This window comes from Ruegeria sp. THAF57, from assembly GCF_903914075.1.
Lineage (GTDB): Bacteria > Pseudomonadota > Alphaproteobacteria > Rhodobacterales > Rhodobacteraceae > Ruegeria.
Genome location: NZ_CAIWNQ010000005.1, coordinates 150,477 through 163,138 on the forward strand (window position 1 = coordinate 150,477; position 12,662 = coordinate 163,138).

Below are 12,662 nucleotides of genomic sequence, written 5' to 3' on the forward strand. Positions count from 1 at the left end.
GTGATTGTACGAGGTGTAATACAGATTTATTTTTGAGGCGCAGAGTCCAGGTTGGGTGTTGCCGTGTTAAAGAAGTTTTTTGTTTTAGTTTTGGCCCTGATTCCCGCAATCGCAGTGTCGTCCACGCAGTCCAAGGCGTTTGGGCAGGTCGGGTCAGGCCGCCTGAATATCGCAATTTCGGGTGGGAAGATTACCTTGTCATTGTCGGCCCCCGGTTCGGAAATCATGGATCAATTGGGCGCCGAACAGGACAGCCAAACACGTGTGGCGATTGCAGTCTCGCGTCTGTCTGACCCGATGAAATTGTTTCGCATGGCTGACAGTGCAAGGTGCTTTGCAACCTCGGCCAATGTCACACTGCCAGGAAAACGCTTTGGCGTGATTTCCGACAAGGGCGAAGAAAGAGATCAGGTCAAAAATTCTGAGTTTCACGCTGACTATGAGATCAGGTGTCAGAACATGGACGCGTTAAGGGAAATCGAGTTTCGGTATTTTGATCGTTTCCCAAGCGCCAAGACATTGGCGGTGAAAATCACCGAAGCCGAAGGTATCAGCACACAGCAGGTAACCCGCACAACACCGATGTTAAACGTAGCCCGCGCGCGCTGACTTTCGGTTCAGCGAGAATGGAAAAGATCCCGAAACTCCTGCCGCATACGCAGGCGTTCGGGGTATTCCTGCAGAAATTGCTGCGGAGGTTTGCCTTCCCAAACCTGCGCATAGACCCGCATCTTGTTGCCGCCGTATATCTTCGCCAAGTCTTCGTTGCTGTAACCGCGCGCCCACAGGTCGTCTGTGACGGCGGCCAAAATCTTGGCAAGCTCACCGTTGCCGGTTGCGCCTTTGTTGAAGGCGTCAATCATGTAACCACCGTCGTCATACATGCTGGCATTGGCCGTCGCGAATTGCACCACAAGTTCGAGTGAGAACATGTCGTCCGTGGCGATCCCCACGTGATCAACTCCCACCAGTTGCACGTAATAGTCGATCATATCCGCAGCTTGCTGGGGTGAGATATCCTCGGGCCAGATGCCGTCCATCATCCATTCCGTAAATGTGGGCGAGACATAGCCGCCCGACTTGGCGGCGCGCAGGGCTTCATCGTCGGGGATCGCGCGATAGCATCCGCGCGCCGTGGCCTCTGGCGCGTTCTTGTAAAGCCCGGCAGGAACCGAGTGGGTATAGACATACGGGATGCCAGGATAGGTCTCGTCCATATAATCCATAGCATCATTGGCGGTTTTTGACCCGGTATGGCTAAGGTCCAGCAAGATCCCAAACCGCACCATTTCATCTATGACGGACTTGCCCCACGGCGTCAGGCCAATGTCCCGCCCGTTATACGCCGCCAGTTGCCCCGAGCCGGTTCTGAAAATGTCGTTATAGGCAAGGATCATGCTTTTGATCCCCATATCTTTGAGCAGGGCCATTTTCGTCAGGTCGCCATCCAGAATCGTGGCTGTCTGGCTGTTCCAGATCACAGCCGTCTTACCTTGGGCATGGGCTGCTTCGATGTCGCGTGTCTCGTTCACGATCAGGTAGTTCTCTGGCTGCTGGGCCATCGCCGCCCGAAAGTGATAGTGCTGTTCAAGCAGCGCTTCAAAAGGCATGCCCGCAGCCGCAAGCGTCATTTCGTGCCCGGTTATACCGTTGTCCCGGGCGCGTTCGAAATAGGTGTGAAGCTGGTCGTATTCCGTCCAACCTGTGCCATAGGGGCTGGCCAGCATACCCAGAACAATCGTGTCCTGAACAAATTGCTTGGCCTCATCAGAGGCGTCCCAGGTTTTGCTTTCCTCGCTGGCAAGGATCGGGGTACCTAAAGACAGAGCCAAAATACCGGCGGCGATCAATTTGTTCATCTGGATACTCCTTTGGGATTGGCGGATGTCAGAAGACGATGCGCGTGCGAAGGCTGAATAATGCGATGCTGTCCTGATCAGGATTAAGCAGCGGGTTGGAAATGAATTGGGCCGATGGCGTGATCTGCAGCCCTGGCGAAATCGAGAACCGATAGAACGCTTCTAGCGTGAATTGATCCCCGTCCACGCCGCGCGCCTCGGCCCAGTTCAGACCTAGACCGGCAAGGTCTGTATTGCGGCCATAATACCCGATACCGGTCGACACGGATCGGTCATACAAAGCCGCCGTTCCTTTCGAGGCACCTGCGCGAAAGAACGGCATCCACGTGTTGCCAACGAACCAAGCAGCGGAAAAGGCTGCACCATAGTCTTCGGCGCGGCTTCCGTCCTCTGCGCCGTCTGCATGCCAAAGGGTTAGGTGGACATTGTCAAAGTAGATACGATCAAACGCTGAGGTATAGCCCAGCTCCAACGACTTAAAGAGGTTGCCGTCGCTGAACACGTCAAAATCCGGGTCGGACGGGTCCCCGTTGGCGTCGGCAATGCTGGCGACCGCGTAAAGGTTGCTGCTGAGCTTTAGGCCGCCCGCGATCCCCAGCCCCTGATTGGGGGTGTTGATCGTGGGGTTTGTGTTGAAGGCGAGGTTTTGAAAGCCGCTATAGGGGCTGACCAGCCCGTAGATATCGACGAAATCCGTCACGTCGATTTGTCCAACCTGCAAGGTCCATGCACCGTTCTGGGCGCGCTGGGTCCAGAACAGATTGGTCAGCAAAAGCCCGCTGTCGTTGAATGCGGTGCCGGTTATGGACAACGCACCTCCGTCCAGTCCCAGAAACTGAGGAGCGACATCGGTATAGCTGTGGCGATCCTCGATCTTGAAGGTCAGCGACCCAAGGTCGCTTGCTTGCCAGTTCCCATAGAACCGCGCGATACCTCCGGCGGCTTCGGCTTCGCCAAGATCAGCATTCGTTGTCTGCCCAAGTGCGAGATAATCGATGTTGAACCGAAAGCCATTCTCGGCAAGGCGATCTTTCCATGTAAACCAGTTCGGCGCGATATTGCGGGGAAAGTCTGATCGGTATTGCGGGTCGGTCAGCCCGTCACCGGGCTCAAGCTCTGCGCCGACAGATGATGGCCCGGACAATCCTTGCGCCAAAGCTATAGTGCCGCAAGCCATGAACGCCAGTGACGCGCCGAGCATTTTGATCATCCCAAACCCCTTGGGCCAGTGGATAGGCAAGCGTTACTCCAGCGTATTCTTGTAGATCACCCCGTCTTTCATGATCAGGCGAATGGTCTCGGGGCTTTCGGGGCGCGGATCGGCGCCGAACCACTTATCACCGGTGCCAACGACGGAAAAATCCTCGAGCGGGTTGCCGTCGATCAGCAGGATGTCAGCATAGGCGCCTTCTTCGATCACACCCAGCTTACCCGCAGGGTAGGGGTTCATGAAGTCGCCCGACAGGGCAACGATCTCACCACCTGTCGAGGTCAGCGTTGTCATGGACACGAAGGGGCCGAAGAAATCGTTGTTGAGCTTCTTCTCATAGGCAATCTGGATGTTGCAGGCTTCGACTGAGCCGACGCAGTCGGTTTGAAACCCGCGTTTGACAGGACATTCCTTCATGTTGTCGATATAGCCAGCAAAGGTCTCGGACGCGGATTTGGCCTTGGCGAGGCTGGACGGCACGCTGGCAACGGCGGGAATTTCTAACAGGCCGGGGTCGAACGCGGTCAGGTTGGTCGTGATGTAGGCACCTTTCTCGTTCATCAGTGCGGCGATTTCGCAATCAAAGGAAAACCCGTGTTCGATGCTTTTGACGCCCGCGTTGAGCGCATTCATGATGGCCTCTTTCCGGTAGGAATGTGCCATGACGTAACTGCCGTATTCACTGGCAACCTGCACGGCGGCCTCAATTTCTTCGGGGGATCCGGCCAGCAGTTGCCACGGGTCAAAGGCAGACACCACGCCGCCCGATTGCATGTACTTCAACTGCGTCGCGCCCATGCGAAAGTTGTTCCGGCCAAATTTCTGAACGTCTGCAACGCTGTCAACTTCCTGTGCCATGTTCAGGCGGCTGAAATTTGTCGACGCGCCGGGTGGAGAGGTAAAGCTGGCAAAATCTGCATGCCCGCCTCGCGTGCCCAGAAACGCACCTGAAGGATAGTATCGCGGACCAAGTATTTGCCCGGAATCGATGGCCCGGCGCAGCCCTCCATTCGCGCCTCCGGCGTCGCGTACAGTTGTGAAGCCCTGCATCAGGTACATCTCGGCCATACGCGTTCCGTGGATGCCGAAATCTTCCCACGTGGCATTGGCTTCCATCGCGGGAATGCTTGGTCCCATTAGCATCAGATGCGCGTGCGTTTCGATAAACCCCGGCGTCAGGGTGCGGCCTTCACCATCGATCACAATCGCATTGGGCGCGTCTATCTGTGAGGTCGAGACAGCTTTGATCAGGTTCCCTTCGACCAGAACGTTTGCGTTTTCGACCCGTTGTTCATTCACGCCGTCGAAGACATGCACGTTGGTGAAAAGTGTTTGCTCGGGCGTGGTGTTTTGCGCAAAGGCAGCGCCCGAAAAAACGAGTGCTATGAGCAGGTTAATCTTGGAAAGCCGCATCCATCCCTCCTGATCAAGTTGGTTCTTAATCTATCATATTTTTGAATATGACGGGGATGCCCGCGCTGTGTCAACGATTTGAACGGGGCGCATTTGCGCAGGTCGAACAATGAGCGTCACGGCCCGATCACCCTTGACGGCGACCCGTGTTTGGGCCGCCGTCGGAGGGCATAACCCTATGCCGTTCAGGTCGGCAGGATATTATGATTGACCCTAAACAGGTTGCCGGGGTCGTACTTACCCTTGATTTTGGACAGCTTGCTGCCGTTCGCGCCGTAGGCTCCGGCCATATGGTCAGCCTCATCCTCGGGCATGAAATTCACATAGGCGCTGCCGGTCGCGTGCGGCTGCATTCTGTCATACAGGGTACGGGCCCAGTCGATGCATTCGGCGTCTTTGGCGGGGTCTTCCCAACGTGTGTGCACATTCATGATAAAATGTGCCGAGCGTTGTGGATAGGCCGTTGAATCTGCCCCAACCCGTGCCATCGCACCCCCGACATGGGCAATGAAAACTTCGCACGCCGGATCGGGAAGCGTGGCAATGCCGTCCAGCAATCCCGTTATCGCATCCGAAGACAACGTCTCAAAATCATGGCTTTTCCAATAATTTCGAGCGCCGGGTGTCAGAAGGGCATCAAAAGCAGCCTGCCAATCCACGAAGGAATGCGGCGAGATAACATCGACAATCGGATCACCCAACGCGCGCAACCTGGCGACGGCTTTTTCGCCATCCTCCATTGCACCGGCATAGCAGGCGGCAAAGATCAGGATTTCTCGTCCGTGCCACTCTTCCGGCAGGAAGGGCAATGGCGGCGCCTTTCGCATGACGCTCCAAACGGTCAGCTCGTCCGGTGATGTGTCTGCGATTTTGGCATATTCCGCCAAAAGCGCAGGGGCGTTTTCAATGGGATGGACAATCAAGCCTGAAAGGACTTCTGGCCCGAGGTCATGCAATTGAAATTCAAAGGACGTCACGACGCCAAAGTTTCCGCCGCCTCCACGGATCGCCCAGAACAACTCGGGGTGGCTGCTTGCAGACGCGGTGACAATTTCGCCCTCTGCCGTAACAACCTCAGCCGATACCAGATTGTCGATCGTCATGCCGAACTTCCGTGTGGACCAGCCGAAGCCGCCGCCTAGTGTAAGGCCAGCTATTCCCGTGGTTGAATTGATGCCGGTTGGAACGACAAGACCATGGGCCTGTGTCTCGCGGTCCACATCGCCAAGCACGGCACCCGGCGCGACCCGCGCAGATTTGGCTATCGGGTCAACATGGACAGATCGCATATGCGAAAGGTCCAGCATGACTGTTTCGTCCGCAACCGCGTGACCAGCAATCTGATGGCCGCCAGATCTGACAGACATCACCAACCCGGCATTGCGCACAAAGTTGACCGCCTTCTGAACATCGCTGGCACCCAAGGCTCGGATAACAAAACCGGGGTATCGCTCGACCATACTGTTCCAGGTTGTTCTGGCTTCGTCGTATTCGGGGCTGCCGCGAAGATAGACGCCCCCCCTGAGCGATGCGCTAAGGGCATCGAGCGCGTCTTGATCAACCGTTACCATGTCGCCGTCCAGCGACTTCAAATCAAACATTGGGATAACCTTTCATTTGCATAAAAGGTTTCTTGCGCTACTGCCCCAGTAATCGAAGATCCACCTGTTCCCGGTGTTGAAGTGATTTTTGATCTGTAAGAGAACCGTTGGGCTTCAGGCAAATATTCCGGGATCGATCCGGTCGACCGGCGTAATGACGTCGGCTGGGATATTCAGCCTTTTGGCCGCCTTGCGCAAACTTTCTTCGTCCGGGGCTTCGTATAGGCAGTAGGTTTTGCGCTTATCCGCGCTGAGGAACGAGAAAATCCACTCGATCCCTTCTTCGTCGTTGATTTCTTTGATCTTGATCTTGTCGTCGTTTGTTACATCAAGCTGTTCTGCAAAATTTCTTTCGATAATGTATCTTGGCATCATGCTCCCCCAAGCATTTTAAAGGGGTCAAACGGCAGTTCCTTCAAGCTTTGACCTAAGGGAAACCATACTTAATTTTTGTGCCGTTGCCAACGCTTCCGCTTCCAGTTGAAACGCCCGGTGCAGGTCGGTCGCGCGTCCCCGACGCCGCAGCGCCGAGGCATAAGCCGCCTTGCTATGTGCAATCCATGGAACCGAGGCCATCCGCGTGTCGATCTCGATTGCCTTTTCAAAAAGGCGCTCAGCCGCCTCCCAATCCGCCAGCAAAGCAGCAAGGCTGCCCAGACGCCGCGCGGCGGCACCGGCACACACCGTGGTTGCACCTGCTGTAATCGTCAGCTCTTCGTAGGGTTTGAGAATTTCAAAAAGCGCCTCCGCGTGCTGCTTGTGTTCGACGGCGACGCTGATGTCAGAAAGGTAGGACAAGGTCGTCGTATACATCGCGTCGGGCGGCAAAACGAAATTGTTTTCAGCCATTTCGTTAAGAATACGTTCGGCCGGTTCCTTGTACCCAAGCTCGGCTGCGATCAGCCCGAACCCCGGTTTCCAGGCAACATCGCCGGGGCTTTCCGACATCAGCTTTTTGATGACCGGTGCTACTTCGTGCAATCGGTTCTGTTCGCGACGGATCGTGAACATCTGAACGCCATAGACGCCTTCGACATGCTCACCATGCGTCTTTCGTCCAATTTTGACGGCTTCTGTCGCGTGTTTCTCCGCCGCCTCAAAGTCTCCGTCCATGATGGCAACCATGGCGCGCGCATGTTTTTGCACCCAGTAAAGCTGTAGGTGATTGTCCTTTCTGGATATTTCGGTCAACAACTCAAGCGAGTGCTCCATGAGCTGGCGATCTGCCATTTCCGCACCCACAAACAGGCTTAGGGTTCTGTCGCGACCCTGATCAATGCTGCCAAGCTTTTCGGCTACTTTGTGCATTGCTTCTAGGTTCTCGCGCCAGTTACGTGCCTCGCTTTCCTTTCTGGCGACAAAGGGCGCGCCATAATGCATCATCATGACCGAAAACTGGGATTTGTGATCCCCCAGTTTCGCCGAAAGCTCCATGGCAAGCTGTCCATATCGGGAACCTTCGGCTAATTGGCCGACAAAGATGTAGGCCCTTGCAAGCTGGCTTATCAGCCGGCAACGGCGGGTTTCATCTTCTTCCGGCAGGGCGTCCAGAGCATCGCTGCAAAGCTCTATGGCTTCGGCGTGTCGTTCGCTGGACATCATGCAGGAATCCGCAAACTGGTTGGCGGCATCGGCAGCAAGCCCGATATCGCCAATCTGTCGGGCGGCGTCAGACGCTTTTTTGAGGGTTGCAATCCCTTCGGGTAACTCGCCAAGGCTGTCGTAGCTTCTGCCAACAAGAATTTGCCCGACAATCGTTTCCGGGCTGATCCCTGCGCCCATGTTTTGGGCCGCCATAAGCGCCTCGCGCGCATTGGACATTGCCTCTTGGCTGGCGGACCGGGCAAGGGCCATTTCGGTTGCTGTGCGCCACTTGTCGAAAGCAGCGGCCCAGTCCTCGGCCTCGGATAAATGGCGGGCGACCAGTTCGGGTCGGCGTGCAATTTCGGCGGATCGTAGCGTGTTCAGGGCCTGTGCGACATCCGCATGTTGCTGCCGCCGGGTAGAGCCAAGCATGGATTGATAGGCCGTGTCGCGGATCAGGGCATGGCGAAAGACAAAATGCCCACGGTTATGCCCGCTTTCGAAAATCAGGCCAGTACGGGACAACTCATCCAGGCTTGCCTGAACGCTTGACTTGTCCTCGCGCATGGCAGCGCCCAGCAAGACCGGGTCGAATTCACGGCCAATGACCGACCCCGTCAGCGCAACTCGCTTTGCGGTTTGAGAAACGGCGTCCAGACGGGCCATCAAAGCGCCCTTGAGCGAGGACGGAATGGCGACGTTATCCTGACCTCCGGCCTCTAGGATTGCGCGCGTCAGTTCCTCGACGAACAGCGGCACGCCGTCGGTTTTTTCGATGATCAGATTGATCATCTTCTGATCAGGCTCTGCCCCCGAGATATTGCGGATTAAATTCGCGACGTGAGCGGAATCGAAGCGCCGCAATTTCAGGGTTTGAACATGCGCTTCGCCTTCGCTCTTGCCCAACTCCCATTCTGGTCTGTGGGTAATCAGGATCATCAGGCGTAAGTCGGCACAGATCGTTTTGAACCGCTCTAACAGGGCCTGAGTCGACGGGTCGATCCAATGCGCATCTTCCACGCACAGGATCACGGGTCGTGCGTTCGACCGTATCTTGACCGTCTTGATCAGAGTTTGGATCGTAAGGTCGCGTTGTTCCTGTGGTGACAATTCTAGAATCTGTCGGGCCAGCGCACTGCGCGGGGCAACCAGAGCGGCGAAAACCGGCAGAACCTTATCCAGATTCAGCCCGGGGCGCGAACTGAGCATGTCGCGCACATGTTCCAAAATTAGATTGTCGTCGAAATCGGGCTCGACACCCGCGTCTTGGGAAATTCGTTCCGTGACCGGATGGAAGGGACTGCTGGTCAGGTATGGAGAACAGTTCAGCCGGATAACGTCTGCCTGATCATCCTTCGTGCAGTCAGCCAGGAACTCTTCTGTCAGACGGGATTTGCCAATGCCCGGTTCGCCCGACAGAAGAACCACCTCGCCCTGTCCGTTACGGGCCCTTTGCCACGATTGTAGAAGGATGCCCTTTTCGTAATCCCGCCCAATCAGGGCGCTGGTGCTTTCGTCCCCGTGGGAGGCCTTGAACCGGCTTTCGGCACTGCGTTCGGCCACCACCTCTAACAAGGTTCGGGGGTCTTTGAACCCTTTCAGATCCACTTCCCCGAGCGTTTCAAACTCAAAGATACGATGCAGGGCAGCTTCGGTTTCTTCTTCGGGTACGACAACCGTATTTGGCTTTGCATGTTCCTGAATCCGTGCCGCCAGATTGAGGATCGGGCCGGTCATTGCGCCTTCCTCATAAGTGTTTTCGGTGACGGTGTCCCCGACTACGACATCGCCGCTTGCGATGCCCAGCCGTGCCGACAGTTGATCCCCATCAGGTGTTCTAAGCTCTCTGACGCGGTTGATCGCATCCAGCCCGGCTTTGACCGCGCGAATGGCGTGATCTTCGTAGGCGCGCGGCCAGCCGAAGAATACAAGAAGCCCGTCGCCCAGATATTTCGCCACGTACCCGCCATATCGACTGACGGCCCCTGCGACTGCGTCCTGATAGTTCAGCAACAAGATCCGCATGTCCTCTGGATCCAACCGGTTCGTCAACTCGGTCGACCCGACTAGGTCTGCGAACATCACCGTCAGGTGGCGCCGCTCGGCGATCGGGCTTGCACCGTCCGATGTTTCTGGCACGGGGGTTGATCGGGTGGGCCGGTCGATGGGGTCTGTGTCCACAGCCTTGGGCGCGGGCGCGTCATCGGGTGTCAGATCAGAGATCGCCGCTAACAGAATTTTGCGATGACCGAGGCTGACGCCCAATTCCTTCAGGTCTTCCACGGTCAAAAGTGGCAAGACCCGCGCGTCAACGTCATTCTGAACGAAAGCGTCAACATACTGGTCCAGACCAAGACCGTTCAGCCAATTTTTGATCCCAACTCCCATCTTTGGATCATGCTGAGTTGTTGAATACTAATCAAGAACGTCGAGTCTGAACCCCAAAGGTGGTGATGTTGACTTTGGTACAACAGGCAAATCCTCAAATCGACATGAGCCATTTCTTGAAAATTCTCACCGTGACCCGCTCCTGATCGCCGGGGCGACAGACGAAATACAGCCCACGATCCAGTGGGACGCTGCTGTCATCCAGGCGGATTAGTCGGCCAAGTTCCAAGTCTCTGGCGGCCAACAGATGTCTTGCCAGTGCCACGCCTTGTCCGTCCATTGCGGCCTCCAGCAAGACGGCGCTGTCTACGTATTTGACACTCTGTGACTTGATCCGCTCGGGGCTTAGCCCAACCTGCGCAGCCCAGCTTTCCCATCCTACGTTGAAGGCGTCGTGCAAGAGCGGGAGGTCAGCAACCTCCTCGGCGAGCATCGGTCGTCGTTGCTTTCCAACAAGCGATGGCGCGGCGACGACAATCAACTCTTCTTGCTTTATTTGCTCATGATACAGCCCGCCCCAGCCGGGCTTGCCGAAACGCAGGGCTATGTCGACCTCGGATCTGTCGAAATCCGCATAAGCGTCATTTGTGTCCAGCAGCAAGGCGATACCCGGATGCTCCTGTTGAAACGAACTGAGCAATGGGACAAGCCATTTGAGCGCCAGAGATGTGGACAACGACACTGTAATCGACTGGCGATGACGAATCCGCTTTACCTCTGACACGCCAAGTTGCAATGCGGAAAATGCCCCGCGTGTCGATTGGTATAGGCGTTCCCCGGCCTTGGTCAGTTCGACCCCATTGGGACGACGATGAAAAAGCACCACACCAAGATGCAGTTCCAGCAGCTTGATTTGACGGCTGATCGCCCCGTGGGTGACGTTCAGCACATCCGCTGCCTTTGTCAGGCTGGAATGGGTCGCCGTTTCATCAAACGCTTGAAGGGCCCGGAGGTGTCTGAGATTTTCCGCCATGTGAGAATATCTAACATCAGGATGCCAAAAACTCGATAGTACTGTTTCCTTTCCAGCAATTAGGATGATTTCGTTTGAGTAAATCTCATACGTAGTTTGCCTGAAGAAAGGAAAGATGATGCCCGAACTTAAGGTCGCCCTGATGACGGGAACCGGACAAGGTATCGGCCGGGGATGCGCCATTGAAATGGCGAAGGCCGGCTACAAGGTCTCGCTGATGTCCCCATCTAACCGTTCGGTTGAACTGGCAGAGGACCTTGGCGGTATTGGGCGCAGGGGGTCCGTGCTGGATGTCGACGATCTGCAGGCAATGATCGACGACACCATAAGCAAGTACGGACGGATTGATGCGATCGTCAGCAATATGGGCCACGGTGGGACGGTGCCCGAAGCCATCAAAACCGTCGGATTCGACCCGGATTTTGACGGGCCGCTATTGGAGCTCAGCGACGCGTTGTGGCACGAAAGTCTGGACATGTATGTGCTGAACGTCGTCAAGATTGCCCGTATCGTCACGCCCATATTGATCGAGCAGGGCGGCGGTGCATTCGTCAATATCTCATCCATGAACGCAGTAGAGCCGCGTGCGCCTTATCCCATGAGCATGCTGCGCGGTGCTTTGCACAGTTTCTCGAAGCTGTATGGCGATCGTTACGCGCGGCACAACATTCGTATGAACAACCTGCTGCCCGGATTTTGCGAGAATGTGAACCTGTCCGATCGGGCCCGTCGGGAAATCCCGGCGCAACGGCCCGCTACCTTTGAGGAAATCGGGCAGGCCTGCGTGTTTCTTGCCAGCGACGCCGCGCGGTATATCAATGGTCAGAGTATACTGTCCGACGGTGGAATGAACCGGGCGGTGCGATAGAAAAAAGGCGGAGAAAGATGATTGTTACAGCACTTGCAGATATCCTTGAGACAGATCGGGACGTCTCTGGACCGGGGTGGAGCAGCCGAAGATTGCTGCTTGCCTCTGACGGATTGGGCTTTTCGCTGACGGACACGATCATCAAAAAGGGTGCCGCACTTGAGCTTGAATACAAACATCATTTCGAGGCGTGCTATTGTATCGAAGGTAAAGGGCAGATCAGGGCGTTTGACGATGACACATGGCATAGCCTTGAGCCATTCACCCTGTATGCGCTGGATCAACACGACCGGCATGTGGTGCGTGCGACAGACACGGACCTGCGGCTTGTCTGCGTGTTCAATCCGCCGCTCAGTGGACGGGAAGTGCATCGCAAGGATGGAAGCTATGCGCCTTTGGACCTTGAGGAACATAGCGAGGTCTGAATACCCCAACCAACAATGCGATGTGCGGCGCAGGTTCAACTCATGCGACGCCCGTGCAGCGAATCCCATCACCTTTCGCGTCCGAATTTTCGTCTGCTGATATCCGGATCGTCACCCAATGCGCATTCCACGCAAAACCAGCGGAAGAAACTTCACGTACCTATCAGATAACAGGGGGAAGGGGTGGTAGCGGAGGAGGGACTTGAACCCCCGACACGCGGATTATGATTCCGCTGCTCTAACCAACTGAGCTACTCCGCCACGAGTGAGAGGCGATTTAAGGGAGGGGCCCGAGGGGGTCAAGAGGGAAATGACCCCCAAACCGGGATTCTTTTTGACGG

The 12,662-nt window shown here is 55.9% G+C and carries 10 protein-coding genes and 1 tRNA gene; 3 read left to right on the forward strand and 8 right to left on the reverse strand.

The window, feature by feature from the left end:
- Positions 1–63: 63 nt before the first annotated feature.
- The gene (locus tag RUESEDTHA_RS14155; RefSeq protein ID WP_180887432.1) at positions 64–609 is read left to right on the forward strand and encodes a DUF2796 domain-containing protein; all 546 of its coding nucleotides are present in this window, start codon (positions 64–66) and stop codon (positions 607–609) included.
- Positions 610–617: 8 nt separating this feature from the next.
- Here RUESEDTHA_RS14155 and RUESEDTHA_RS14160 read toward each other — a convergent pair whose 3' ends face one another.
- The 7 genes from RUESEDTHA_RS14160 to RUESEDTHA_RS14190 all read right to left on the reverse strand — a co-directional run bounded on the left by RUESEDTHA_RS14160 (position 618) and on the right by RUESEDTHA_RS14190 (position 11,028).
- Positions 618–1,859, reverse strand: coding sequence for a membrane dipeptidase (locus tag RUESEDTHA_RS14160; RefSeq protein ID WP_180887433.1), 1,242 nt, complete (start codon positions 1,857–1,859; stop codon positions 618–620).
- Between the two features lie 28 nt (positions 1,860–1,887).
- A complete protein-coding gene (locus RUESEDTHA_RS14165; protein WP_180887434.1) occupies positions 1,888–3,069 on the reverse strand; it encodes a carbohydrate porin in 1,182 nt (393 codons plus the stop codon).
- 33 nt (positions 3,070–3,102) lie between these two features.
- The gene (locus RUESEDTHA_RS14170) at positions 3,103–4,482 is read right to left on the reverse strand and encodes an amidohydrolase family protein (RefSeq protein ID WP_180887435.1); all 1,380 of its coding nucleotides are present in this window, start codon (positions 4,480–4,482) and stop codon (positions 3,103–3,105) included.
- A gap of 185 nt (positions 4,483–4,667) precedes the next feature.
- On the reverse strand, positions 4,668–6,083 hold the full coding sequence (locus RUESEDTHA_RS14175) for an FAD-binding oxidoreductase (RefSeq protein ID WP_180887436.1): 1,416 nt from the start codon (positions 6,081–6,083) through the stop codon (positions 4,668–4,670).
- Between the two features lie 114 nt (positions 6,084–6,197).
- The gene (locus RUESEDTHA_RS14180; protein ID WP_171211291.1) at positions 6,198–6,455 is read right to left on the reverse strand and encodes a DUF4242 domain-containing protein; all 258 of its coding nucleotides are present in this window, start codon (positions 6,453–6,455) and stop codon (positions 6,198–6,200) included.
- Positions 6,456–6,482: 27 nt separating this feature from the next.
- Positions 6,483–10,055: an adenylate/guanylate cyclase domain-containing protein gene (locus tag RUESEDTHA_RS14185; protein ID WP_180887437.1), complete on the reverse strand. Its 3,573-nt coding sequence runs from the start codon at positions 10,053–10,055 to the stop codon at positions 6,483–6,485.
- Positions 10,056–10,149: 94 nt separating this feature from the next.
- Positions 10,150–11,028 carry a LysR substrate-binding domain-containing protein gene (locus tag RUESEDTHA_RS14190; protein WP_180887438.1) on the reverse strand — a complete coding sequence of 293 codons (879 nt, stop codon included), beginning with the start codon at positions 11,026–11,028 and terminating at the stop codon, positions 10,150–10,152.
- Between the two features lie 118 nt (positions 11,029–11,146).
- Between RUESEDTHA_RS14190 and RUESEDTHA_RS14195 the strand changes: the two genes are divergently transcribed.
- Both RUESEDTHA_RS14195 and RUESEDTHA_RS14200 read left to right on the forward strand, forming a co-directional pair.
- Positions 11,147–11,896: an SDR family oxidoreductase gene (locus tag RUESEDTHA_RS14195; protein ID WP_180887439.1), complete on the forward strand. Its 750-nt coding sequence runs from the start codon at positions 11,147–11,149 to the stop codon at positions 11,894–11,896.
- Positions 11,897–11,913: 17 nt separating this feature from the next.
- Positions 11,914–12,321 carry an ectoine synthase gene (locus tag RUESEDTHA_RS14200; RefSeq protein ID WP_180887440.1) on the forward strand — a complete coding sequence of 136 codons (408 nt, stop codon included), beginning with the start codon at positions 11,914–11,916 and terminating at the stop codon, positions 12,319–12,321.
- 184 nt (positions 12,322–12,505) lie between these two features.
- Here the strand turns inward: RUESEDTHA_RS14200 and RUESEDTHA_RS14205 are convergent.
- Positions 12,506–12,582, reverse strand: a tRNA-Met gene (locus RUESEDTHA_RS14205).
- Positions 12,583–12,662 lie beyond the last annotated feature (80 nt).

Excerpts from the sequence above, each read along its gene's own strand:
- RUESEDTHA_RS14200 (WP_180887440.1), top strand. The coding sequence starts at position 11,914 with ATGATTGTTACAGCACTTGCAGATATCCTTGAGACAGATCGGGACGTC.
- RUESEDTHA_RS14165 (WP_180887434.1), bottom strand. The coding sequence starts at position 3,069 with ATGATCAAAATGCTCGGCGCGTCACTGGCGTTCATGGCTTGCGGCACT.
- RUESEDTHA_RS14195 (WP_180887439.1), top strand. The coding sequence starts at position 11,147 with ATGCCCGAACTTAAGGTCGCCCTGATGACGGGAACCGGACAAGGTATC.
- RUESEDTHA_RS14170 (WP_180887435.1), bottom strand. The coding sequence starts at position 4,482 with ATGCGGCTTTCCAAGATTAACCTGCTCATAGCACTCGTTTTTTCGGGC.
- RUESEDTHA_RS14185 (WP_180887437.1), bottom strand. The coding sequence starts at position 10,055 with ATGGGAGTTGGGATCAAAAATTGGCTGAACGGTCTTGGTCTGGACCAG.
- RUESEDTHA_RS14160 (WP_180887433.1), bottom strand. The coding sequence starts at position 1,859 with ATGAACAAATTGATCGCCGCCGGTATTTTGGCTCTGTCTTTAGGTACC.
- RUESEDTHA_RS14190 (WP_180887438.1), bottom strand. The coding sequence starts at position 11,028 with ATGGCGGAAAATCTCAGACACCTCCGGGCCCTTCAAGCGTTTGATGAA.
- RUESEDTHA_RS14175 (WP_180887436.1), bottom strand. The coding sequence starts at position 6,083 with ATGTTTGATTTGAAGTCGCTGGACGGCGACATGGTAACGGTTGATCAA.
- RUESEDTHA_RS14180 (WP_171211291.1), bottom strand. The coding sequence starts at position 6,455 with ATGCCAAGATACATTATCGAAAGAAATTTTGCAGAACAGCTTGATGTA.